The 23,389-nt window shown below is 73.4% G+C and carries 23 protein-coding genes; 8 read left to right on the top strand and 15 right to left on the bottom strand.

Features of this window, described 5'->3' with window-relative positions; all coding sequences use genetic code 11:
* Positions 1-30: 30 nt before the first annotated feature.
* The 3 genes from ACRRSS_RS30905 to ACRRSS_RS30895 all read right to left on the bottom strand — a co-directional run bounded on the left by ACRRSS_RS30905 (position 31) and on the right by ACRRSS_RS30895 (position 2,414).
* Positions 31-438: a rodlin gene (locus ACRRSS_RS30905; RefSeq protein WP_435974333.1), complete on the bottom strand. Its 408-nt coding sequence runs from the start codon at positions 436-438 to the stop codon at positions 31-33.
* Positions 439-532: 94 nt separating this feature from the next.
* Positions 533-1,597 (bottom strand): LCP family protein, encoded by a 1,065-nt coding sequence (locus tag ACRRSS_RS30900; protein ID WP_435974332.1) that lies wholly within the window; start codon positions 1,595-1,597, stop codon positions 533-535.
* A gap of 406 nt (positions 1,598-2,003) precedes the next feature.
* On the bottom strand, positions 2,004-2,414 hold the full coding sequence (locus ACRRSS_RS30895) for a rodlin (RefSeq protein ID WP_351899704.1): 411 nt from the start codon (positions 2,412-2,414) through the stop codon (positions 2,004-2,006).
* A 218-nt stretch (positions 2,415-2,632) separates the two neighbouring features.
* On the opposite strand from ACRRSS_RS30895, the gene ACRRSS_RS30890 reads away from it, so the two are divergent.
* Positions 2,633-3,046 (top strand): rodlin, encoded by a 414-nt coding sequence (locus ACRRSS_RS30890; protein ID WP_435974331.1) that lies wholly within the window; start codon positions 2,633-2,635, stop codon positions 3,044-3,046.
* Between the two features lie 169 nt (positions 3,047-3,215).
* A complete protein-coding gene (locus tag ACRRSS_RS30885) occupies positions 3,216-3,449 on the top strand; it encodes a chaplin (protein WP_435974330.1) in 234 nt (77 codons plus the stop codon).
* A gap of 83 nt (positions 3,450-3,532) precedes the next feature.
* Here ACRRSS_RS30885 and ACRRSS_RS30880 read toward each other — a convergent pair whose 3' ends face one another.
* Together ACRRSS_RS30880 and ACRRSS_RS30875 are read right to left on the bottom strand one after the other, a co-directional pair.
* Positions 3,533-4,789: an FAD-dependent oxidoreductase gene (locus ACRRSS_RS30880; RefSeq protein ID WP_435975461.1), complete on the bottom strand. Its 1,257-nt coding sequence runs from the start codon at positions 4,787-4,789 to the stop codon at positions 3,533-3,535.
* 26 nt (positions 4,790-4,815) lie between these two features.
* Positions 4,816-6,153, bottom strand: a complete 1,338-nt coding sequence (locus ACRRSS_RS30875; protein WP_435974329.1) for an ATP-grasp domain-containing protein — start codon at positions 6,151-6,153, stop codon at positions 4,816-4,818.
* A gap of 158 nt (positions 6,154-6,311) precedes the next feature.
* Here ACRRSS_RS30875 and ACRRSS_RS30870 point away from each other — a divergent pair, with 158 nt between their 5' ends.
* A complete protein-coding gene (locus ACRRSS_RS30870) occupies positions 6,312-7,961 on the top strand; it encodes a glycoside hydrolase family 26 protein (RefSeq protein WP_435974328.1) in 1,650 nt (549 codons plus the stop codon).
* A 54-nt stretch (positions 7,962-8,015) separates the two neighbouring features.
* Here the strand turns inward: ACRRSS_RS30870 and ACRRSS_RS30865 are convergent, their stop codons facing one another.
* The 9 genes from ACRRSS_RS30865 to ACRRSS_RS30825 all read right to left on the bottom strand — a co-directional run bounded on the left by ACRRSS_RS30865 (position 8,016) and on the right by ACRRSS_RS30825 (position 18,723).
* Positions 8,016-9,143 carry a GNAT family N-acetyltransferase gene (locus tag ACRRSS_RS30865; protein WP_435975460.1) on the bottom strand — a complete coding sequence of 376 codons (1,128 nt, stop codon included), beginning with the start codon at positions 9,141-9,143 and terminating at the stop codon, positions 8,016-8,018.
* A 101-nt stretch (positions 9,144-9,244) separates the two neighbouring features.
* Positions 9,245-9,919 (bottom strand): lipopolysaccharide biosynthesis protein, encoded by a 675-nt coding sequence (locus ACRRSS_RS30860; RefSeq protein ID WP_435974327.1) that lies wholly within the window; start codon positions 9,917-9,919, stop codon positions 9,245-9,247.
* 14 nt (positions 9,920-9,933) lie between these two features.
* On the bottom strand, positions 9,934-11,067 hold the full coding sequence (locus ACRRSS_RS30855; RefSeq protein WP_435974326.1) for a glycosyltransferase: 1,134 nt from the start codon (positions 11,065-11,067) through the stop codon (positions 9,934-9,936).
* Positions 11,064-11,867, bottom strand: coding sequence for a polysaccharide deacetylase family protein (locus tag ACRRSS_RS30850; RefSeq protein WP_435974325.1), 804 nt, complete (start codon positions 11,865-11,867; stop codon positions 11,064-11,066). Before ACRRSS_RS30850 ends, ACRRSS_RS30855 begins: the two co-directional genes overlap by 4 nt.
* Positions 11,764-13,449 (bottom strand): murein biosynthesis integral membrane protein MurJ, encoded by a 1,686-nt coding sequence (murJ, locus tag ACRRSS_RS30845; protein WP_435974324.1) that lies wholly within the window; start codon positions 13,447-13,449, stop codon positions 11,764-11,766. The genes ACRRSS_RS30850 and murJ overlap by 104 nt, the downstream gene beginning before the upstream one ends.
* Positions 13,450-13,765: 316 nt before the next feature.
* Positions 13,766-15,079, bottom strand: a complete 1,314-nt coding sequence (locus ACRRSS_RS30840) for an O-antigen ligase family protein (RefSeq protein WP_435974323.1) — start codon at positions 15,077-15,079, stop codon at positions 13,766-13,768.
* Positions 15,080-15,081: 2 nt separating this feature from the next.
* Positions 15,082-16,530, bottom strand: coding sequence for an exopolysaccharide biosynthesis polyprenyl glycosylphosphotransferase (locus tag ACRRSS_RS30835; RefSeq protein ID WP_435974322.1), 1,449 nt, complete (start codon positions 16,528-16,530; stop codon positions 15,082-15,084).
* Positions 16,527-17,663 (bottom strand): glycosyltransferase, encoded by a 1,137-nt coding sequence (locus tag ACRRSS_RS30830; protein WP_435974321.1) that lies wholly within the window; start codon positions 17,661-17,663, stop codon positions 16,527-16,529. The genes ACRRSS_RS30835 and ACRRSS_RS30830 overlap by 4 nt, the downstream gene beginning before the upstream one ends.
* A 1-nt stretch (position 17,664) precedes the next feature.
* Positions 17,665-18,723: a DUF3344 domain-containing protein gene (locus ACRRSS_RS30825; RefSeq protein ID WP_435974320.1), complete on the bottom strand. Its 1,059-nt coding sequence runs from the start codon at positions 18,721-18,723 to the stop codon at positions 17,665-17,667.
* 379 nt (positions 18,724-19,102) lie between these two features.
* Between ACRRSS_RS30825 and ACRRSS_RS30820 the strand changes: the two genes are divergently transcribed.
* The 3 genes from ACRRSS_RS30820 to ACRRSS_RS30810 all read left to right on the top strand — a co-directional run bounded on the left by ACRRSS_RS30820 (position 19,103) and on the right by ACRRSS_RS30810 (position 20,975).
* The gene (locus tag ACRRSS_RS30820) at positions 19,103-19,342 is read left to right on the top strand and encodes a chaplin (RefSeq protein ID WP_351899678.1); all 240 of its coding nucleotides are present in this window, start codon (positions 19,103-19,105) and stop codon (positions 19,340-19,342) included.
* Positions 19,343-19,616: 274 nt separating this feature from the next.
* A complete protein-coding gene (locus ACRRSS_RS30815; RefSeq protein ID WP_435974319.1) occupies positions 19,617-20,471 on the top strand; it encodes a hypothetical protein in 855 nt (284 codons plus the stop codon).
* 222 nt (positions 20,472-20,693) lie between these two features.
* Positions 20,694-20,975, top strand: a complete 282-nt coding sequence (locus tag ACRRSS_RS30810) for a hypothetical protein (protein WP_435974318.1) — start codon at positions 20,694-20,696, stop codon at positions 20,973-20,975.
* 477 nt (positions 20,976-21,452) lie between these two features.
* Here the strand turns inward: ACRRSS_RS30810 and ACRRSS_RS30805 are convergent, their stop codons facing one another.
* Positions 21,453-22,073, bottom strand: a complete 621-nt coding sequence (locus ACRRSS_RS30805) for a hypothetical protein (RefSeq protein WP_435974317.1) — start codon at positions 22,071-22,073, stop codon at positions 21,453-21,455.
* 204 nt (positions 22,074-22,277) lie between these two features.
* Here ACRRSS_RS30805 and ACRRSS_RS30800 point away from each other — a divergent pair, with 204 nt between their 5' ends.
* Both ACRRSS_RS30800 and ACRRSS_RS30795 read left to right on the top strand, forming a co-directional pair.
* Positions 22,278-22,754, top strand: coding sequence for a hypothetical protein (locus ACRRSS_RS30800; protein WP_435974316.1), 477 nt, complete (start codon positions 22,278-22,280; stop codon positions 22,752-22,754).
* Between the two features lie 296 nt (positions 22,755-23,050).
* Positions 23,051-23,329 (top strand): chaplin, encoded by a 279-nt coding sequence (locus ACRRSS_RS30795; RefSeq protein ID WP_435974315.1) that lies wholly within the window; start codon positions 23,051-23,053, stop codon positions 23,327-23,329.
* The last annotated feature ends 60 nt before the right edge of the window (positions 23,330-23,389 follow it).

Below are 23,389 nucleotides of genomic sequence, written 5' to 3'. Positions count from 1 at the left end.
GCGGGGCCGCGCCGTGCCGAGCGTCGTCGCTCAGCTGTTGCCGGCGCCGTTGCCGGACAGCACGGGGATGTCGCTGAGGATGTGCGAGAGCGGCTCGTCACCCTTGGCCTGGGTGGAGTTCTCGGTGCACTGCTGGTTCTGCGGGGAGGACAGGACGTTGATGTCCTGGACCGCGATCGGGATGAGCCCGACGAGCGAACCGGCGTTGACCTTGGCCGGCAGACCGACGCACGGCTTGTTCAGGGAGCCCTGGACGAGCGCGAACTGCGGGCTCATGTCGCCGTGAGTGGCCGAGTTGCCGAACTCCTGGTGGGCACCGTTGCCGCTGAGCGAGGTGGTGCCACCGTCGTCGGCGATCGCGAGAGCCTGTCCGGCACCCGCCGCCGTCGCGCCGAGGACCGACGCGGCCACAGCAGCCGTAGCCAACAGCTTCTTCATTGTTCAGGCCTTTCGGATACTGGCCCGCTGAGTGCCGAGCCGTGCTGATCAACTGGTCGGGGAGGCGGAGGTTCCGCGAAGTCCACCGGACGGACTACGGGCAGATGAGCGAAGCCCCCGGTGCGGGCCGGTAGGCGGCGGCGGGGATCTCGCTGGGCGCGACCTCCTCGGCGGCCGGCAGCGGCCGGTCCTCGCGCAGCCGCTCGAAGACCTTCGCCGCCCCTTCCTCGTCCCAGCCGACCGTGGACCCGACGCCCGTGACGGCGGCGTTGAATCCCCGTACGGGCACGGTCGCGAACGTCATGCGGTCCGGGGGAAGGCCCCGCAGCCGCGCGGCGAGCACGAGCAGCTCCCCGGTGGAGATCCCCCGCTCGGTCGCGGCCGTCCCGCGCAGCGTCTCCGCGAGGTCCCGCAGCCGCGTGTGGTCGCCCAGGATCCCCTCGCGGAGCCGTTCCAGGGTGTTCACCACGAACTTCTGCTGCTTCCGGATCCGGCCGAAGTCCATCTGGCCGTCCGCCCGCCGCGACCGTACGTACTGGAGCGCCTCGCCGCCGCCGACCGGCTTGGTCCCGGGCCGCAGGTCGATGCCGGTGACGGTGTCCTTGAGGGGCTTCTCCGTACAGACGGGCACCCCGCCGTCGACGCGGTCCACGGTGTCCATGAAGCGCCGGAAGTCGATCTCCAGGTAGCGGTGGACGGGCAGTCCGGTCATCGACTCGACCGTCTCCACCGTGAAGGAGGAGCCGCCCTCCGCCCAGGCCCCGTTGATCTTCGCCTGGTGGGCGGTGTGCACCTTCCCGGTGCGCCGGTCGCGGTGCTGGTCGGGGAAGGAGGCGAGCGAGTCGCGCGGCAGGCTCACGACGTCGACCCGGTCGTTCTCCGCCGAGACGTGCACGAGCATCATCACGTCGGTGCAGTCGCACTCCTTGCCCCCGAGCCGGAAGCGCGCCTTCTCCTCCGCGGTGACGCCCTTGCGGGTGTCGATGCCGACCACGAGGAGGTTCAGGCCCCCCTCGGGGGTGGGGAAATCGCTGGAGGCGGCGGCGAGGGCGCCGGGAGGAGCGGCGGCGAGGGCACCGGGAGCCAGGGCGGCGAACGCGGCGAGCGCCGCCGGGACGAGCAGCGGACGCCGTGGCCGCCGTGCACGCGGGTATTTCATGCCCGCACGGTAATTCGATCACGCTCGCACACAGGTACGCGACGCGACATGAACAGGACGAATCACTCTCCTGCGGCGCCTGTGGAATGATGCGGGAATCGCAGCGGAAGGAGCGAAGATGGCGCCGGATCCCGGTAAATGGGAACGGATGGCCTTCATTCCGAAGAGCCGATATGTGAGCGACCCGCCCCTGTCGGACCGGACACCATTCCCGGTCTATTCCGCACTGGTCGCTCAGTGGGCGCAGGCGGGCCGGACCGTACCGGGGATGCCGGACCGGGAGTGGGAACGCCTGATGGCGACCCCGGTCTGGCCGACCTGGTAGCGACACGGAGGACCGACACGAAAGGGGCCGCCCCGGAGGGCGGCCCCTGACGTGTGATCGTCGCTACGCGAAGGCGGAACGTCAGTTGTTGCCGACGCCGTTGCCCGACAGGACCGGGATGTCGCTGAGGATGTGCGAGAGCGGCTCGTCACCCTTGGCCTGGGTGGAGTTCTCGGTGCACTGCTGGTTCTGCGGGGAGGACAGGACGTTGACGTCCTGGACGGCGATCGGGATCGCGCCGACGAGCGAACCGGCGTTGAGCTTGGCCGGCAGGCCGATGCAGGGCTTGTTCAGGGAGCCCTGGACGAGCGCGAACTGCGGGCTCATGTTGCCGTACGTGGCGGAGTTGCCGTACTCCTGGTGCGCGCCGTTGCCGCTGAGCGACGTGGTGCCGCCGTCGTTGCTGATGGCGAGCGCGGGGGAGGCCACGGCGGCGGTGGCGCCGACGATGGAGACGGCCGCGGCCGCGGTGGCCATAACCTTCTTGATCACGGGAGTTCCCTTCTAGAACCTGCTCCGTGCAGGGAGCGTCCTGATCAACTGGCTTCGGACGCCGGGGTTCCGCCCAGTCACCCTGTTGGCGGAGCGCACGCGGCAGCGCGAAACGGGGGGCCAGTCGAACGGGTGAAGCGCCGGAACCAAAGCCCCCGCGCGCAGTTGATCCGGTCGCATCAATCAGGTCGATTGGTGGGAACAGGAACGGAATCACCGTGATCAAGAAGATTATGGCGGCTGCGGCTGTTACGGCCTCTGTTGTCGGCGCTTCTGCTGCGGCGGCCTCCCCGGCGCTCGCCATCGCCGACGACGGCGGTACGACCTCGCTCAGCGGCAACGGCGCGCACCAGTCGTTCGGCAACTCGAAGACCAAGGGCGACATGAGCCCGCAGTTCTCGGCCGTCCAGGGCTCGCTGAACAAGCTCTGCCTGGGTGTCCCGGTCAAGGGCAACGTCGGCTCGGTCGTCGGTGTCCTCGTCCCGGTCGCCGTCCAGGACATCAACGTCCTGTCCTCCCCGCAGAACCAGCAGTGCACCGAGAACTCCACCCAGGCCAAGGGTGACGAGCCGCTGTCGCACATCCTGGAGGACATCCCGGTCCTCTCCGGGAACGGCGCCTACAACGGCTGATCCGTATCGCGCGCGGCAGGGCCGGAGGGAACGCCGAGTTTCCTCCGGCCCTGTTCCGTGCGCGCAATGGAGTGAAAGAACGGAACTCGTCGATATCGCGGTTTCCTTCCTGCGGGATGTTCGTTGTGTCTCATGAAATGTCATCCGTCACAGAAAGGATCCAGACGAAATGAACTGTAAGAAGGCTGCGGCCGTCGTCGCCGGAATCGTCATGGCCATGGGTGCGGCGTCGCCCGCCTTCGCGGACGCGGACGCCCACGGTGCGGCGATCGGTTCGCCGGGTGTCCTCTCGGGCAACGTCGTCCAGATCCCGATCCACGTGCCGATCAACGTCTGCGGCAACAGCGTGAACGTCATCGGCCTGCTGAACCCGGCCGTCGGCAACACCTGCGTCAACGCCTGAGTCCACAGCGGCGCGTAGGTACGGGGCCGGCCCCGGAGAGCACCGCTCTCCGGGGCGGGCCCTCCGTCATGCCGAGACCGGCGTCATGCCGAGACCGGCGCCCGCCCGCCCGTACGGGGCCGCCCCACCGCCCCGCCCCGGGCCCCCGACCGCAGCCGCCGCCGCACCCCTCGCACCAGACGGCCCGCCGTGTACCCGGCGCCGAAGACGAACCGCATCGAGGGACCGTACGAGGGAGCCGTGAGCAGCCCGGCGAGGAAGAGGCCCGGCCACGAGGACTCGAAGAGGCCGCCCACCTCCGGGGCGCCCCCGGAGCCGACCGTCCGCAGCGTGCCGCGCAGCTCCGGCGACAGCACCCCGGCCCGGTCCAGGCTCGGCGTGAAACCCGTGGCCGCGACGACGTGGTCGGTCTCCAGGACCGTCGTCCCGTCCGGCCCGGCCACGTCGAGCCGGAGCCGCCCCTCCCCGGTCACCGTCGCCGAGGTGATCCGCTGCCCCAGGCGGACGTCACCGACCGCCGCGAAGCGTTCGCGGAGCCACCAGGCCCCCGCCGGGCCGAGCGCCGAGTCGAAGATCCGCTCGCGGGTGGCGGCCGGAAGACGCCGGAAGACCCCGGGCGTGTCCGCGTAGAGCCTGTTCCGCCAGCCGCAGCCGAGCCCCGTGTGCGGGGCGCGCAGCGCGGGCCACACCCCGCGGTCGAGGGCCGGGGGCAGGGTGTTCCAGCGCAGTCGCTCCGCGCGGGCGAGGATCCGTACCGCCGCCGCGCCCCGCTCGACCAGGAGCGCGGCCGTCTCCAGGGCGGCCTGCCCGGCCCCGACGACGGTGACGTCCCGGCCGGCGAAGCGGTCGAGCTCGCCGTGGTGGCTGGAGTGGGTGACGTACCTCCGGGGCAGTCCGCGCAGCGGCCCGGGGACCTCCATGAAGGGCAGGACTCCCACCGCGAGCGCCACCGTCCGGGTACGGAGGGACTCGCCGTCCTCGGTGAGCACCTCGAATCCCTCGGCGGCGGGCGCGACCGAACCGATCAGGCGCTCGTCGAGCGCGGGCACGGCCTGCCGGGCGAACCAGTCGCCGTACGCGGCGAAGAAGTCGACCGGCAGCGGCACCCCGTGCGTGGCGCGCACGCCGCGCGTGACGGCGTAGGCGTCGAGCCCGTACGCCCCCTCCGGATCGGAGAGATGGGAGGCCCAGGGCTCCGACTTCAGGAACATGCCCGAGGGCATGGCGTGCCAGGACTCCATCGAACGGCCGAAGGTCCGCAGGCGCAGCCCGTGGGCGGCCGCGTGCGCGGCCACGGACAGACCGTAGGGTCCGGCCCCGACGACCACCAGGTCGTACATCGACTTCGACATCGTGCCGTCCGCTTTCATCGTGGGGTGAGCTGGTGGGAGGAGCTGCGGGCCGGGGGCACCCGGGGCGACTGCCGGCGCGACCCGAACAGCCCGCGGAACGCCGTCAGGGCCTTGCGCAGCAGGTGGACGAGCCAGGCGCGGCCCATCGCGAGCGCGGGCCGCGGGTCGTCGGCCGCCCACCACGCCCACTCGGTCCGCCGCTCCCCGGCCCCCTCGGCGGACCGGCGGCGCGGGGAGGCGAGGAACGAGAGGGCCGCGTAGTTCTCGACGACGAACCGGCGGCCGTACGCGGGGGAGTGCGGCGGCACGGCCCGCCCGGTGAGGTCCAGATGGAGCGCCCGCACCACGTCCAGGCCGTCCGGGTCGGTGAAGAGCCGGAACTGCGCGCCGGGCCGGGGGTTGAAGTCGAGCAGGTGGTACGCGCCGGTCGTCGGGTCCAGCCGGAAGTCCAGGTCGCACACGCCCCGGTAGCCGAGTGCCTCGAACAGCTCGCGGGCCGTGCGGTCCACGGCCGGGTTCACCGCCCACCGGCCCACGGCCGTCAGCCCCGCCCCGTCCGGCCAGGACCGCTCCTTGCGGCCGGTCGCCCCCGTCGGACAGCGCCCCTCCGTGTCCACGTACCCGTGGAAGAACCAGTCCAGGTCCCGGCCCGCCGGGAGTAGTTCCTGGAGCAGCAGCCGGCTGCCGGCCTCAGGGGTGCGGGCGTACAGCTCCCGCACCTCGGCGAGCGACCGCACGATCGAGGTGCTGCGCAGTCCGCCGCCGGCCGGGAGGAGCCAGGGGCGGCTCCACTTCGCGACCACCGGAAGGCCGAGCGACCAGGCCATGGCGGCGGCCTCGTCGGTGCCGGCCGGGAGTTCCGTACGGGGGTGGGGCAGGCCCAGGGCCGCGCAGGTCTCGGCGAGTGCCGCCTTGTCCGCGACCCGGAGCAGCTGCTTCTCGGTCTGCGCGGGCAGCAGGAAGCGCGGGGAGAGCTCGGAGCGGCGGCGGGCCAGGGCGAGGGCGCTGACGTCGTCCAGGGGGAGGACGAGAAAGGGAGTTGACGTGCCGTCGGACGCGTCGCCGGTCGCACCGGCCGTCCCGTCCCGGTCCGCGGCCGCGATCTCGTCCGCGACGCGGTTCAGGAGCGCGGCCAGCTCCGCGGCGGAGGCCGTCGGGGGGCTCGCGTGGGTCGAGCGGAGATATCGGGACCGGGCGGCCGGACCGGCCCCGGATTCGACGACGGCGTGGACCGGAATTCCCGCCCTACCGAGCGAGCGCGCGGCGCCGAGCGTGCCGTGATGGAAGGGATTCCGGTCGAGTCGGACGAGGACGGTGGGAACGCTGGCGTCGAAACTCTGACGGCGCGGCACGGCATGCCCCTTCATCTCTGGTGCCCCAACTGGGCGATGAAATCCTCTAATGGACTACCGCTCAGAGGCGAGTCGAGTCCACGGTCGGCTCATTAGGAATACTTTCGGAGTATCGGATTGACGGCCCATCAAAAGGCGTACGACGCGAAGGAGCGGCCATGGCGGCTACACACCGGAGAACTTCGAGCGTGTGGCTGGGGGTGTTCACCGCCGGTCTCCTCGCCTCGGGCTCAGTCGTGCTGTCGTCCCCCGCCCACGCCGCCGAATCCGTGACGACGAGCGAGCCGGGACCGTCCCTCTCCAGCGCCATGGGAGCCTTCCTCGACTCGGGTCACCTCGGGGTCTCCCGCATCGCGCAGCTGGAGCGGTGGCTCGGCGGACGCGAACTCCGCGTCGGCCACACCTACCTCCCCGGCGACCTCTGGAAGAACATCGAGGGCCCGCCCGGCTTCCTCGACGCCTGGGCGAACTGGCGCAACGCCAAGGCCGACCGGCTCTTCGTCCTCAACGTGCCCATGCTGGAACGCAACGAGGCCGGAGTCTCCGACGCCGAGGTCCGCCGCCAGCTCCAGCTCGGCGCCGCCGGGTACTACGACCACCACTTCAAGGCCCTCGCCGAGCGCCTCGTACGGCTCCGCGCGACCGACACCGTCGTCGTCCTCGGCTGGGAGATGAACGGGACCACCTACACCCACCGCTGCGCGCCCGACCCCACCGCGTGGAAGAAATACTGGAACCGGATCGTCACCGCGATGCGCTCCGTTCCCGGCCAGGAGTTCCGCTTCGACTTCAATCCCAGCCGGGGCCGCGACGCCGTTCCGTGGACCGAGTGCTACCCGGGCGACGACGTCGTCGACATCATCGGAATGGACTCGTACGACCAGCCGCCGGGTTCGCGGTTCGATCAGCACGTCAGTGAGCCGTACGGGCTCCAGAAGCAGGTCGATTTCGCGGCCGAACACGGAAAGCTGATCTCCTATCCCGAATGGGGTCTCTTCCGGAACGGCGACAACCCCGAATACATGCGGCGCATGCTGGAGTGGATGAAGCAGCACAAGCCGCTGTATCACACGATCACCGATTACTGCCCGCACGGCGTCTGGCAGTGCGACGACAATCCGAGGTCGTCGCAGATGTTCCGTCAGATGCTGTTCGGCACGGAGCCGGAACTCCCGACGGAGCCGACGGACCCGACGGAGCCGACGGACCCGACCGAGCCGACGGAGCCCACCGAGCCCACCGACCCGACCTCGCCGACGGATCCGGTTGATCCCGTGGACCCGGTGGACCCGGTGGATCCCGTGGATCCCGTGGACCCGGCTGATCCGGTCGACCCTGTGGATCCGACGGATCCGACGGATCCGACGGGGCCCACGGACCCGACCGAGCCCACGGACCCGACCGCACCTCAGCCGAAGCCGGAGCCGAAGCCGGAACCCAAGCCCGAGCCGAAGCCCGAGCCGAAGCCGGAGCCGAAGCCGGAACCCAAGCCCGAGCCGAAGCCCGAGCCCAAGCCCGAGCCCAAGCCGGAACCCAAGCCGGAACCCAAGCCCGAGCCCAAGCCGGAACCCAAGCCGGAACCCAAGCCCGAGCCGAAGCCCGAGCCCAAGCCGGAACCCAAGCCGGAACCCAAGCCCGAGCCGGAACCCGTGCCGCAGCCGGTGCCCCAGCCCGCCTGTTGGACCGTGAACCTCGGCTCATGGGTCGAGAGTTGGATCGGTGGGCCCGTCTGCGTCCCGAAGGACTCCTGGAAGGACGAGGTCGACCTCGACTGGAAGGACGCGCTGAAGGGCGTCTGGCCCTTCTGACCCGTTCGGGCCGGTCGGGCCGGTCGGACCCGTCGGACACGGCGGCGGCGGAGATCATCCGCCGTCGCCGTGCGGCGTCCGCCCCGTGAGCCGGCCGATCGCCCGCCCCACCCAGTCCCGCTCCCGCGCCTGCCGAGCCGCCCAGCGGCGCGCGTCGGCGGCGCCCGCGCGGAGCCAGAGCAGCGGGGCCGTACCCCGGCCGGTCAGCATGAGCCGCTGGTTGCCTACGGTCTCGGGGCGCCAGTGCCGCTTGTACGCCTCGGTGCCCCGCAGCATGCTCAGCGTGGCCCGGCCGCCGGTGCCGGCCTCCCCGGCCCCGTGCCGGAGCAGCATGGTGGCGACGTCGACCTTGCGGGCCCGCAGGGCCGGGTCGGCACCGTACAGATATCCGCCGGCGAGCCGCGGGGACATCAACGTCAGGTCGGCGGCGACCACCTCCCCGGCGAGCCGGAACTCGGTGACCATCGCCTCCCCCCGCTCCACCATGGGCCGTACGGCCCGGGTGAGGTGCTGGGCGAACCGTTCGCTGGTGTGCTCGGCGGTGACCCCGCGCCCCTGCCACTGGAGCCGGTGGAGCCTCAGGAGGCGGTCGAGGGCGGCGGGGACCTCGTCCCCGCCGACGACCCGCGCGTCGATGCCCAGGGCGTCCAGCTTGCGCAGCTTGGCGCGGACCCGCTGGGCCTTCCCGGAGGGGATCCGTTCGAGGAGTCCTTCCATGGGGACGGCGGGCAGCTCCAGGCAGAGCGAGTCGGGAAGCCGGCGGCGCGGACCCCGCCAGAAGGCGAAGACCCGTTCGCCGGCGGCCCCGGGCCGTACCTCCCGCAGGTCGATCACCGCGCCCCGGGCGGCCCGGGCGAGCGCCCCGGCCAGGGCGGGGGCGGCCTCCGGGCAGCCGTCGTCGAGCAGGACGTCCGTGAAGTCGGTGATCGAGCCGCCGAGCGGGGTGAGGACGGGCAGCGGCCCGCCGGCCCGCATCAGGGGCGCGGCGGCGACGAGTTCGCCGTCCGCGCGCCGTACGAGCACCACCCGCAGCGCACCGGGCCTGCCGTACGAGAGCCACCAGGAGTGCAGCCAGGCGTGGGACTGGAAGGGGGTGACGGTGGAGCAGCGTCCGTACAGCGCCGTCCACTCGGCCGCCAGCCGCCCGAACCCCTCCTCGTCACGGCAGATCTCGGTCCGCAGGGCTCGCAGGGCTCGCAGGGCTCGCTGGGGTCCCCTGGGTCGCTGGGTACGCCGGACACGAGGGGTTCTCGGGGCTGTCGAGGCGTGCGCGGTTCTCGTGGTCACACCGCCTCCGGCTGGTGCGCGGCGACCGCCGGCGCGGGCACGGCGGCGGCCGCGGTCGGGGAGGCCTGCCGGGAGTGCCGGGCCTCGCCGCGCGAGGCGGCGCGCTTCGGGCGGACCAGGAGCGCCAGGCCGCCGAGGAGACCGCCCGCGCAGCCGCCGACGAGCGCGGAGAGCGGCGCGGAGGGGGAGACGGGGGCGACCGGCTTGGTGGCGCGGGAGAACTGGACGACCTTCACGCCGGTGCTGCCCGCGACGTGCGCGCTGTTGAGGACGAGCGCGCGGGCCACGCCGTCGGCCATGGACACGGCCTTCGCGGGCTGGTCGGCCTGGGCGGTGATGGAGATCATCGGGGCGTCCGGGGAGGTCGCGGCCTGCACGCTCCCGCGCAGCGTGGCCGCGGAGACGCCGGCCCACACCTGCGCGTCGCCGGTCACCGCGATGTCGGTGGCGACCCGCCCGTACGCCTGCGCGAAGCCGAGCGCGGCCGCCGGGTCGGACTTCTCGGCGGGCACGACGATGACGTAGCTGGTGGCCGCGTACCGCGGGGTCTTCAGGGCCCCGTAACCGCCGCCGAGTACGGCTCCGGCGAGGACGGCGGCGGGCAGGACCGCCCACCGGCCGGGCCTTCGCAGGCCGGCGGGGAGGGAGGCGCGGGGTGGGATGGACTTCATGGGGGCGGGTTCTCTCACTTCGCGGGGGAGGGGGTGCCGTGGACGGCCTGGTCGTAGAGGGACATCAACTGCCCGGCGCTGTGGGCGATGTCGTAGCGGCGGGCGGCCGCGGGCAGGGGCAGCCGGGTGAACCGGGTGTCCCGGGCGCCGCGCAGCGCGGAGATCAGCTCGGGCACGGACTCGCCGATCCGGCGGGCGCCCGGTGCCGCGTCCGGCGCCAGGTCGTCGATCGCCGGACAGGCCACGTACAGCACGGGCAGCCCGGCGGCGAGGGCCTCGACGACGGCGAGCCCGAAGGTCTCGTCGGGCGAGGTGGACACGAAGACGTCCATGGCGGCGAGGAGTCCGGGCAGCGACGGCCCGGGCGAGCCGGCGGCCGGCGGGTCCTGGCAGGCCCCGGCGAGCAGCACCCGGTCGGCGGCCCCGCACGCGCGGGCCAGCCGCAGCAGCTCCGCCCGCTCCTCGCCCTCGCCGACGAGGAGCAGGTGGGCCTCCGGGACCGAGGCCACCGCCCGTACCAGCCGGTCGAACCGCTTCCCGGGCGTCAGCCGCCCCACCCCGCCGACGACATGGGCGTCCTCGGGCAGTCCGAGGACGGCCCGGGCGCGGCGACGGGCGCCGGCGTCGAAGGCGAAGCGGTCGGTCTCGATGCCGTTCGGGACGATCCGGATGCGCTCCTGGGGCACCCCCCAGTCGGCGAGCCGGCGGGCCACGCTGGGCGAGACGGCGACGGTGGAGGTGCCGAGCCGCTCCGACGCCAGATAGAGGGCGCGGGTCCCCGCGGAGAGCGGCCTGCCCTCCATCTGGGTCTCGCCGAGGGAGTGCTCGGTGGCGATGACCCGCCGCACCCCCGCCAGCCGGGCCGCCGCCCGGCCGTACACGCACGCCCGGTAGAGATGGGTGTGGACGAGGTCGTAGCGGCCCTGGCGGACGATCCGGGCGAGGCGGGGGAGCGCGCCGAGATCACGGTTGCCCGCCATGCCCAGATGCGTGACGGGTGTGCCGTCCGCCTCGATGCCCGCGGCGACGGCGCCCGGGTTGGTGAGCGTGACGACCTCGCTCCGCACGGGCAGGTGCCGCAGCAGGAGCCGCAGCTGCTGCTCGGCGCCGCCGATGCCGAGCCCGGTGATGACGTGCAGGACCCTCACGAGGCACCTACCGTGGCCGGGCCGTAACGCGCGGGCACCAGGTCGGCGGGGTGACGGCGGCGCAGCGGGTGCAGGACGCGCTTGGCGGTGAGCCGCCACGAGGTGTCGGCCTCGCCGATGTGGACCCGGGGCAGGGCGTACGTGCCGGTGTGCGGGCCCGGGTCGATCGCGCAGGCGTAGCGGTAGCCCGCCTTGCGGACGGCGCGGATCGCGCGCGCGTCGACCTGCCCGTACGGGTAGCAGAACCCCTCGACGGGACGGCCGGTCATCTCCTCCAGGAGCTCTCGGCTCCGGCGGGTCTCGGCGGCGAGCGTCGCGTCGTCGGCCCCGGTGAGCGAGACGTGCGTCAGCCCGTGCGAACCGATCTCCATGCCGGCCTCGGCGATCCGCAGGATGCCGTCCTCGGTCAGCAGTGACCTGCGCGGCCCCGCCGTGTCCCAGACGTTCTCGGCGCCGAGCCGCCCCGGCAGGACGTACACCGTCGCCGTGAAGCCGTGCCGGCGCAGCAGCGGCAACGCCGAGTCGGCGAAGTCCGCGTACCCGTCGTCGAAGGTGAGCCCCACGAGCCCCTTGGCGCGCCCCTCGGCCGCGGCCGTGAGCAGCTCCCCCACCGAGACCCCGCGCAGCCCCCGGTCGCCCAGCCAGTGCAGTTGCCGGGCGAACCGCACGGGGGAGACCGTCACCCGGTACGGATCGTCAGCGGTGTCGGTGATCGAGTGGTACATCGCCACCCACAGAGGGGGCTTCACCCACAGGGGAGGCTTCGGCAGCAGTCGACGCAGCGCGGTGGCGGCGGGCATGGGGGGTCCTCCGGTAGGCGGAGCGGGGAAGGGGCGGAATCTCGGGCGCCTTGGCGGCGCAGGCGATGAAGAGCAGGAAGACGCCGACGACGACCAGGCCCGACACGGCGACGGCGAGGGCGGCGGGGCCGATCGCGACTGAGGACAGCCAGCCGGCCCCGGTGGCCCACGCGCCCGCGGTGGCGAGCCGGAGCAGCCCCTCGCCCAGCCGGTCGACGCGGACCGGGACGGCCTGGCGGTGCGCGCCGCGCAGCAGCAGCACGGCGGTCAGGGTGATGCCGAGGGCGTTGGCCCCGGCGATGCCGACGGCGCCCCAGTAGTGGGCGCCGGGGACTCCGGCGGCGGCGGTCGTGACCAGCCCGGCACCCATGGCGGCGGCCGGGTACCAGAGGGGGCGGGCGGCGGAGAAGTAGCAGCGGACCAGGGTCCCCACCATCGTCTGGCCGAGCAGGCCGAGGGCGTAGACGCGCATGACGGCGGCGGTCGCGGTGGTGTCGGCGGAGCTGAACTCGCCGCGCTCGAAGAGGAGTTCGACGATCCGGGGCGCGGCGGCGATCACGGTCGACGCGCCGACGAGGACGACGACGGCGGCGAGCAGCAGGTCCCGCTCGACCCGGCGGCGGGCCGCCTCGGTGTCGCCGGCCGCGAGGGCGCGGGCGACCACGGGGAAGCTGACCGTGCAGAGCATCAGGGAGAGGATCATCGGCATCTGCGCGACCTTCTGCGCGTAGTTCAGGTGCGAGATGGCGCCGGCGGGCAGCGGTGAGGCGAGGAAGCGCTCGATCAGGGTCTGGGACTGGCGGCAGAGGGAGAACGCGACGACGGGCGCGATCAGACCGAGGACCAGGATGCGGCCGTCCCCCGTGGACGCGGGCGCGAGCGCCTCGGGCTCCCGCGTCGGTACGGGGCGGGTGCGCAGCTCCCGTACGAGCGAGGGGGCCTGGACGAGGACCATCAGGACCCCGCCGACCGCGACGCCCGCGGCGGCGGAGCGCACGCCCCACGGCTCGCGCAGGACCACCATGGTCCCGATGATGCCCGCGTTGTACGCCACGTAGATCGCGGCCGGGGGCAGGAAGCAGCCGTGGGCGCGCAGCGCCGCCGAGCAGTAGCCGACCAGGGCGAACGACAGCACACAGGTGGCGGTCAGCCGGGTGCAGTCGATCGCGAGCGCGCGATCGGGCAGCCCCGGCGCGAGGGCGGAGACGATCAGCGGCGCGGCGACGACGAGGAGGGCGGCGACCACGCCGACGCCGAGGGTGAGCCGGGGGAGCGTGCCGCGCACGAGCTCCCGCACCGGGTCGCCGAAGAGGGCGCCGGAACGGCGGGTCAGGGCGCGGGAGAAGGCGGGCACCAGGATCAGCGCCATGGCGTCCTCGATGAGCAGCGTCGAGGCGAACTCGGGGACCGTCCACGCCACCAGGAACGCGTCGGTCTCGGCCCCGGCCCCGAAGTACCCGGCGAGGATCTGGTCGCGTACGAGCCCGAGCACCGCGCCGATCGCGGTGAGCCCGGCGGTCACGGCGGCGGCCTTCGCCAGGAAGCCCCCGCCCTGGGGCGCGCCGGTGCGGGGGGCCCGCACGCGGGCGTGGGCGCGGCGGCCGGAGGGACGGGGGACGCGCGGCGGGCCGCCTTCGGCCCCGGGCCCGTCCTTCGTGTCCTCCTTCGCCTTCGCCTCCGACTCCGGAACAGGCCCCTGCGATGGCGATGGCGATGGCGAAGGCACCGGCCCCGCCCCCGTCAGCACGACGGCCTCCGGGGGCCACGGGGAGTCCGTGGGGCCCGGAGGCGCGGTCGGCCAGGGGTCGGTCAGCGGGATGCCGCGGGGCGGGCCGCCCGTGGGGCGCGGTTCACCGGCCCCCGGGGTGTCCGTGGGCTCGGGTTCCCCGGCCCACGGGTCACGCACGCCTCACCTCCGCCAGCGCCCACCAGGCCGCGAGGCCCAGCACGACCGACATCAGGACCGTCGAGGGGCCGCCGATGTCCGCGTAGAAGAAGTCGATGAGCTGCCAGGCCAGCAGGCCCGACGCGACGAGCGCGCAGTCCGCGCCGAGGCGCCGCCGCCGCAGCGCGCCGACGAGCAGCGCCAGCCAGCTGCCCACCAGGGCGAGCAGTCCGAACAGACCCTGCTCACTGAGGACCAGGAGGTACATGTTGTGCGGCGAGAGCAGCGGCTGCCGCTGGAAGGCGGCGCCCGCGCCCGCCGTGTCGCTTCCGGAGGAGAGCGCGAGCGAGGCGTTCGAGTCGCGGTACAGCGGGAAGCCCTTGAGGCCGACGCCCGTGACCGGCTCCGCGCTCCACATCCGCCCGGCCGCCGCCCACATCGTGTACCGGTCCGTCACCGACTGGTCCGGCGCGGCGGCCACCCGCGTGATGCTGGCGACCCGCTCCTCCACCATCGCGGAACCGATGCCGAGGCCGCCGACGAGGACCACCCCGAGCGCGCCCGCCGCGAGTGCCACCAGGGCCGCCCTGCGGGGCCCCGAGAGGAGCAGCTGGATCCCGCAGGCGAGCACGGTCGCGATCCACGCGCCGCGGCTGAACGACAGCACGAGCGGCAGGAAGAGCAGCCCGGCGCAGACGAGCGCCGCCGTCCGCGTCCGGCCGGGGCCGCTGCCGAGCGCGATGCCCGTGACGACGACGAGCCCGTACGACACGACGGTCGCCATGCCCATCACGTCGGTCGGCCCGAAGGTGCCGACGGCCCGGATGTCCTCCCCCATGTACGAGGCGCCCGTACCGGTCAGGTACTGGGCGACGCCGACCGCGCCCTGGAGCAGCGCGAGCACGACCAGGCCCCAGGCGACGACGGCGAAGTCCCGCCGGTCGCGGACCATCAGGAGCACGGCCGCCGGGACGAGGACGAAGATCTGCAGGTAGCGGGCGACGCCCGGCAGGCTCGCCGCCGGGTCGTTCGAGGCGATCGCGGCCAGGCAGATCCCGAGGACCGGCAGACCGAGGACGACGGCCGCCGTCCGGGTCAGCGGCCGGGCGCCGCCGCGCAGCACCCGGACGAGACAGATCAGGACGAGGAGGCCGGAGGCCGCGTCGGCGGCCGTGCCCGTACCGCCGGTGCCCCCCTGCGCGCCGCCGCCGCCCGGGACGAGCAGCAGCGCGATCACGGCGAGGACCGGGGAGAGGGCCCCGGACCTGCGGGCGAGGTCCCGTACGTCGTCCGGGGCGATCACCGGCACCGTCACGGCCGTGGCCATCCTCAGCTCCCCGAGGGCCGGACGAGCCCGGCGGCCGTGCGCAGCAGGATGCAGACGTCCTGCCAGAGCGACCAGTGGTCGATGTAGTGGTTGTCGAAGCGGCAGCGGTCCTCGATCGAGGTGTCGCCGCGCAGCCCGTGCACCTGCGCCAGACCGGTCAGCCCCACCGGCATCCGGTGCCGGGCCGCGTACCCGGTGTGGATCTTGCTGAACTGGGCGACGAAGTAGGGGCGTTCGGGCCTCGGGCCGACCAGGCTCATGTCGCCGCGCAGCACGTTCCACAGCTGCGGCAGCTCGTCGAGCGAGCTCTTCCGCAGGAAGCTCCCGGCCGCGCTCATCCGCCGGTCGCCCGCCACGTTCCAGCGGGTCGCCGACTCGGTGTCGTCGGAGGGTCGGAGCGTACGGAACTTGAGCAGGGTGAAGTGGCGTCCGTGCTGGCCCACCCGCTCCTGCCGGAACAGCACCCCGGGACCGTCCGAGAGCCGTACGGCGAGCGCGCAGAGCAGCAGGAGCGGCAGCGCGACCGCCATGGCGGGGGCGGCCAGGGCGATGTCGAGGGCGCGCTTGGCGGTCAGCCCGCGCCGCTCGTCCAGCGGGACGACGCGGTGCCAGGCGTACCCCCACATGTGCTCGCCCATGGGGCCGGCCTGCTGTCGGCCGCCGACCCGCCAGGTGACGCAGCCGTACTGCTGGAAGAGCGTCACGAGCGCCGGGTCGTCGTCGAGGAACACCGCGTCGCGCACCGCGTTCTGGATGACGGCCCGCTGGATCTCCTCGGTCGTGGTGAGCACCGGAAGCCCGGCCTCCCCGGCCGTCCGGGGAGCGCCGCCCTGCTCGGGTACGCCGACGATGCCGACCGGCCGTACCCCGTACTCGGGGTGCTGGACGGCCGCCGCGGCGAACCGGCGCGCGGCCCCCGCCCCGCCGATGACGAGCGCCGACCTCGGGTGGGCCCGCGCGATCCGGCGCCGCCGGGCGAGCAGCAGGGCGCGGACCAGGCTCACGACGCCGACGTGGGTGGCGTAGGCGGCGCAGATCCGCAGGGGCCCGATCGCGAGCGTCGGGGAGTACGCGGCGACGCCCGCCGCCGCCAGACACCAGGCGACACCGGCGCGGGAGGCCAGCGCGGGCAGCTCGTCGAGGGCCCGGGTGTGCGCGGCCGGCCGGTAGAGGCCGCCGTGCCCGTCGAGGAGCAGGACGAGCGCCACGATCGGCAGCAGGAGCCGGGCGTCGTGGTGCGCCGCGCTCAGCGGCACGGCGGCGGCGAGGACGGCCAGGCAGTCGACGGCCACGAGCGGCAGCACGCCGAAGCGTGGCCGTGCGGGGCGGCGCGGCGGCGCGAGCCGGTCGGTCGTGCCGCGACGCGGCGCGAGGGAGGCGAGGCCGAAGGCCTGGCCGGCCGTGGGCCAGGGGCCCGGCGAGGAGGGGATGCTGGTGCTTTCGGTGGTCACTGCGCAATCGGCTCTCTGTGCTCGGTGCCTCGCACGGCGGCCAGTTCGCGGTAGACGTCCGCGACGGCCGCGCCGGTGCGCCGGACATCGAAACTGCTGAGGACGTGCTCGTGGGCCTCGCGGCCCAGGCGGTGCCGGAGCTCTTGCCTGCCGAGGAGGCGGCCGAGAGCGGTGGCGAGCGCGGCCGGGTCCTCGGGCGGGACCAGGCACAGGGGTTCATGGGCGGGCGGCAGGCTCTCGCGGGCCCCGTCGACGTCGCTGACGACGACGGGCCGGCCGCTGGCCATGGCCTCCAGAGGAGCGAGCGCCATGCCCTCCCAGCGGGACGGCAGGACGACCACGTCGGCGGCCCGGTACCAGGGGACGGTGTCGTCGACGGCCCCGGTGAACCGCACCGAGGGCCCGGCGGCGGCCCGCAGGCGCTCGCCGTCGGGGCCGTCGCCGACCAGGACGAGACGGGCCGTCGGCACCTCGGCGAGGACCGCGGGCCAGGCGGCGAGCAGCACGTCCTGTCCCTTCTGCCGGCAGAGCCGACCCACGCAGACGACGGTGGGCGCGGGGTTGCCGGGCGGACCGTCGGTGGCGAACCGGGCCACGTCCACACCGTTGTGGACGACGGACCAGTCCGCCGTGACCCCGGCGGCCTCGCCGGTACGCCGCTCGGCCTCGCTCACGCACAGGATCCGGTCCGTCCAGCGGGCGCCGAACCGCTCCCAGCGGCGGGCGAGCGCGGCGGTCGTTCCCTCGACGGCCTCGAAGGACCAGGCGTGCGGCTGATACACCGTCGGAACCCGGCCGCGCAGGGCGAGCCGGGCGCAGAGCCCGGCCTTGGCGCTGTGCGCGTGGACGAGTCCGGGCCGGACGGTACGGATGACCCGGGCCAGCTCCCTCGTCTCGCGGACGAGTCCGGGCCCGGGGTTCCGGGCGGCCCGCCAGTCGTGGGTCTCGGCCCCCTCGGCGCGGACGGCGGCGGAGAGGACGGTGCCCGGCGGGCACGCGACGGCGACCCGCAGGCCGGCGGCGAGCTGGGCGCGGACGAGGTCGACGACGACGCGGGCGACCCCGCCGTCGCCGGGCTGGACCGCGTGCAGGACGGTGAGAGACGCGAGGTCCGCGTCGATTGATGACAGCACGTCAGCGCCGGACGTCCGCCTGGAAGAAGAGCGCGCCGAGCCAGACGGTGTCCTTCCGGCTCCCGGACCGGACGTGGACACGGTCGGCCCCATCGCGCAGTGCCCCCCGCAGATCGAAGACGTCGGAGTCGTACCCCAGGGTGTTCGTACCATCGGGAGATCGGACCGTACGGTCGGTGCCGAATTCGGTGATGCTGGAGTTCATCACGTCGTTCGCGGAATTGGCGGAATCGGAGAGCCGGGTGCTCTTCCCGCGGCGCGTTTCCACCGCCAGGTAATCACCGGAAGTACCGCGGTCGCCGTCATAGGCGATCACCCCCAGGCGCCCGTCCGTGGCCTTGCCGTAACGGTTCGCGTCGAGCGGGACGCGAAGCTCGCCGGTACCCGGACCGACCGTTTCGAATCCGTCCCAGACACCGATCCTGCGGAGCGGCTCCGAGGCTTTCTCGTACGCGGCGACGAGCGTCCAGCCGCCCCAGCCGCCGACCGCCGAACGGCCCATGGCGACGTTGACCTGAGCGACCGTCCACTGCCCCGAACGGGACGAGCGGACCAGCTCGGTGACGTCGGCCGAGGCCTGGAAGGCGTCGGCGCCCTCGGCCGTGCGGTGCCCGATCAGGGTGTCCGCGAGCAGCGCCTTGTACTGACCGCCGGGCTCGGCGATCAGCACCCGGCCGTTGTCCTCGGGCGGCTTCTGCTCGCCCACCCGCAGGTTGCCGCCCCAGTAGAGACGGGCCCAGCTGACCCGGGCGCCCGCGGGAACGGCGAGCTCGGCGCGGCTGGAGTTGTACGTGTTGGGGTCGCTGTCCACGTCGACGTAGGCGATCGCCGCGCCGTCGTTGACCGACTCGGTGCCCTCCACGCCCCTCGCCGAGGAGTTGGCGGCGCGCACGATCCCACCGTGCTGCACCGCCTGGTGGCGCGCGGCGAAGGGGACACGGCTCGCCTCGCGCGGCTGGGGTGCGGCGGCGGAGGCGACCGGCAGCGCGGCGGACAGAGCCGCACACGACAGGGCGCACAACACGCTGCGACGCACAGCAAGAACCGCTGAATTCCGCATACAGGTTCTCCGCTTTGATGGGAGGAGGAAGGGAAGACCCGTGAAGGCCGGGAGGGGGGAAGATGTCGTCCGCACGAAATGGGTGAACGCGCGGCGGGCCCGGAAGCAACGTTCGGGAACGTTATAACCCCGGCGCGGGGCGATAGTACGCATTAGATGCCCGGAAACGCTAACTCCCGTATCCACGGGCCGGGTTCGTCGTTGTGCGTGTTGCGCCATTCCACGCCCAGTCCCTCCAATGGCCCTCCTATGGCCCAAAGATCGGTTGAACGTCACCCGTTCGGGAGAGCAACCGATGAAAAGCCGGGACGTTGTTGAGAGAGCCGGGCCGAACAGTCCGCGCAGTCCACGTTGAATTTCGATCGAGGAGCACCTCTCCATGTCCCGTATCGCCAAGGCCGTTGTCCTGACCGTGGGTGCCGCCGCCGCCGTCGCCGGTGCCGCCGGTGCCGCCGCCGCCGACTCGATCGCCGAGGGTGCGGCCGTGAAGTCCCCCGGCGTCGGTTCCGGCAACGTCGTCCAGGTCCCGGTCCACATCCCGGTCAACCTCTGCGGCAACACCGTCAGCGTCATCGGTGCGCTCAACCCGACCTTCGGCAACGCCTGCGTCAACGCCTGATCCGGCACGCCTGGTCCGTCCTTCCGAAGCCGGTGCGCCCACTCCCCGGAGTGGGCGCACCGGCTTTTTCCTTGCCGTCATGGGGTCGGTACTCGTTCGGCCGCACCCTCGTGCGCCGTTCGGTGCAACGGCGTACGCCCCTCGGAGGGCGGGCCCGACGGGAGGATTCACTCGAACGGGGGCGTGGCGCTCCGTAGTTCTACGGTTGCGGAGGGCTATACCCGCAGGCACGGTGAGAGAGCAGTTGTCCGACGCATAAGGAAAAGGAACACATATGCGTCCCCTGGCTACACGCCGCATCACCGCCCTGGCGATATCCGCCGTCATCACCCTCGGTACGGCGGGACCCGCCGTCGCCGGCGAACACCATCCGTCCACCGCGGCCGACCGGGCCGCCCGCGCGCCCCTTCCCGACGCCGCCGCCCTGCTGACCCAGGCCGAGGCGCTCGGTGGGCTCGGCTCGGTGACCACCCCCGTGACCGACCTCGTCAAGGCCGCGCTCAAGGCCGACGAGGGTCAGATCCCGGCGACCGACGCCGAGGCCCTCAAGGCCGAGATCGCGGCAGCCGTCGAGCAGGCCAAGGCCACCGCCCCGGCCCCGCTGCCGGACGCACCCGCCACACCGCCCGCCACGGACCTCCCGGTGGCACCGCCCGCCGGCCTCCCGGTGACCCCGCCCGCGGCGGACCTCCCCGTCGAGGCGCCGACCCTGCCCGTGAAGCCGCCCGTGGGTCTGCCCGTCACGGCGGGCGCGAAGGCCGCGTGGGCCGGAGAGGCGGCCGCCCCGGCGGATGTCGTGGACGACGCCCTCGCCACCGTCGAGAAGGCCGTCGCCGCCCTGCTCGCCGCCGTCACCTCCGGCGACGCCGGCGGAGTCGTACCGCAGGTCACGGCGACCCTGACCTCGCTGGTCAACCTGGCCGTCGCCACCGTCCTCGGCAGCGGCCTGCCCGCGCCGGACCTGGCCGGACTGCCCGCGCTGCCGACGCTGCCGGTCACCCCGCCCGAGCTGCCGGTGGAACCGCCCGAGCTGCCCGTCGACCCGCCCCAGCTCCCCGTCGCCCCGCCGGTGGACGCTCCGGTCGACGTGCCCGACCTGCCGGTCGGACTCCCGCTGCCGGTCCGGTAGTCACCCGCAGGCCCTGTACCGGCCCGGCGTTTGCCGGGCCGGTACAGGCGTGCGATCGGCAAATAACACCGGCCCGCATCGATCGGGTGCAGTGTCGAGAAATCCTTCCTCCCGGAGTTTCCGGGGAGCGCACCTCTCGTTACAGAAGCAGAACAAAGTACGGGATTCGCCCAAGGGCCCTGTGCTGTAAGTGACTTGAAGTACAGAGGAAGGATTCACCCCATGAAGCCCACCAAGGTCGCCGCGGTCGTCGCCGGTTCGCTGATGGCGCTGGGTGCCGCCGCGCCCGCCATGGCCACGGAGGCGCTGACCCCCACCAGCCTCAACGGTGGTCTCGAAGCGATCGCCGCCAATGGGCTGAAGTCGGATGTGCTGAGCAGCACCACGGACGGCTCCCCGGTCAAGACCGTCACGGACACCGCGACCAAGCTGAACGACACCACCAAGGGCGCCCCGCTGCTCGGTGGCCTGCCGGTCCCCGGCGGCCTGCCGCTGGGTGGCTGACGCCACCTCAGTACGTCGGCCCTCCGGGGCACTTGCGGCGCGTTCCGTACCGCCGTTTCCCACGGTCGGCTGATCGAATGATTTTCTGATCAGCTGCCGTGTGGCCCCCCTTGCAGGGGGTGTGCCGACCCATACCCTCTGGCCATTCCCACGCGAACGTTGCGTGGACCAGGCCGGTCGGAGCGAGGGGGGATCCTCGCCGGCCTCTCCCTTTATCCAGAGGAAGAGCGGTATGCGGTCCATCATCAGCAGGAAAGTACTCACCGCGGCGGCAGCGACCGGCATCCTGTCGCTGAGCGGCGGATTCGCCCTGGCCGCGAACTCCTACGCCGGTACGGGCGACGGTCCCGGCCCCGTCGGCGGGGGGCACGTCCAGGCCCCCCTGCCGGCGGACGTCTGCGGCCGGACCATGGAACTCGGCGGTTTCGTGGCCGCGGCCGTCGGCGACCTCTGCGCCCAGGCGGAGGAGCCCGGCGGCTACGGCGACGAGCCGGGTGAACCCACGCACCCTCCGACGAAGCCTCCGACGACTCCGCCTACGAAGCCGCCGACGACTCCGCCCACGAAGCCGCCGACCACGCCACCGACGAAGCCGCCGACCACGCCGCCCACGAAGCCGCCCACGACGCCTCCGACGAAGCCGCCGACGACTCCGCCCACGAAGCCGCCGACCACGCCTCCGACGAAGCCGCCGACCACGCCGCCCACGAAGCCGCCCACGACGCCTCCGACGAAGCCGCCGACGACGCCGCCCACGAAGCCGCCGACCACGCCTCCGACGAAGCCGCCGACGACGCCGCCCACGAAGCCGCCGACCACGCCGCCCACGAAGCCGCCGACCACGCCGCCCACGACGCCGCCCACGACGCCTCCGACGAAGCCGCCGACCACGCCGCCCACGACGCCGCCGACCACGCCTCCGACGAAGCCGCCCACGACGCCTCCGACGAAGCCGCCGACGACGCCGCCCACGAAGCCGCCGACCACGCCTCCCACGACGTCTCCGACCGCCTCGCCCAGTACCCCGCCCCAGCTTCCCGAGACGGGTGGTGACCCCGCGCTCATGGGGGCGGCCGCGATCAGTGCCGCGCTGATCATCGGCGGTGTCGTCGTCCACCTCCGGGGTGGCCGGATCGCCCGCCGTCACTGACGCCGTCCTTGCACGGAGCGTCAACCGAGGCCCCCGCCTTCACCGGTGGGGGCCTCTCGCGTTGCTGCACACGGGGGAGTTCCGCGACGTTCCCCCGAAGGTCTCGTTGTCAGAACATGACTCTGCGCTCTCACGCCGGCATGGGACTTCTCATGACCGCGTTCGCCTCCGCCGCCCTGGCCGCCCCGGCCTCGGCCGTCGAGGCGCCGGTGATCATCCCCCTCCAGGGACTCGAGCCGGTACTCCCGATGGACGCCCCCGAGGTGGCCACCGGCGTTCCCGTCCCGATGCCCGGCGCGCCCACCGGATTCCAGAAGGGCCTCGGCTCGCTGCCCGATGTCGCCCTGCCCAGCGTGCCGTTCACCGGCACCCTCCCGAGGACGGTGGTGGACGCTCCGCTGCCCGAGGTCCTGAGGGGCAGCGAGCCCGGCCGGGCCCTCTTCGCGACGCCGCACTCGGAGATGGCGGCGGCGACCCCGGGCGCCGTCCTCGGCAACCCGGTGGTCGCGCCGGAGGGGAACGGTCTCGCGGGCCTTCCGGACCTCGCGGCGCCCCGCGTCGGGCTGCTCCCCCCGATGGTGAGCGGCGCCCTCGACTCCCAGCTCGGCGTCGCCCCCGAGGCGCGCTGACCCGCCTCGCATTCGTTCTTCTGTGCGGGTGGCGACCGGTCGGGTGAAGACACGATTCTTCCCCGCCACCCGAAGGGTTTTCGCTCGTTGCAGAAGAAGGCTTGTCGCATGGCCGCGGCCCGCGGACGAGGCCGTCCCGTCGTATCCGGCGGCGGACGTCCCTCGGCCCGCGGGCCATTTTCCGCTTTTCCTCTTCCCTTTCGGCCCAATGACCGTGACCCGCTCCGGTGACCGGCGTTGAACCGCAAAGACGGCCGTGATTCCTGCGGTCGCTTTCCACGTCCAAGGAGTTCTTGATGTCTCGCATCGCGAAGGCTGCCGCTGTTCTCGCCGGCACGGGTGCCGTTGCCCTCAGCGGAGCCGGCCTGGCCGTCGCCGACTCGGGCGCCGAGGCCGTCGCCGCCCACTCGCCCGGTGTCGCCTCCGGCAACGTCGTCCAGGTCCCGGTCCACATCCCGGTCAACGTCTGCGGCAACACCGTCAGCGTGATCGGCCTGCTGAACCCGGCCTTCGGCAACACCTGCGCCAACGTCGACGGTGGCCACGACAAGGGTGACGGCGGCTACGGCGGCTGATCCCCCCCCGTATCGACACGTGTCCCCCCGACCCGCCGGGCCGGGGGGACACGTGTGTGC

Origin of the sequence: Streptomyces sp. Qhu_M48 (assembly GCF_051305195.1) — a bacterium.
Classification (GTDB): Bacteria; Actinomycetota; Actinomycetes; order Streptomycetales; family Streptomycetaceae; genus Streptomyces.
The sequence above is the reverse complement of the archived record's forward strand: the minus strand, read 5'-3'. Positions and strand labels throughout refer to the sequence as shown.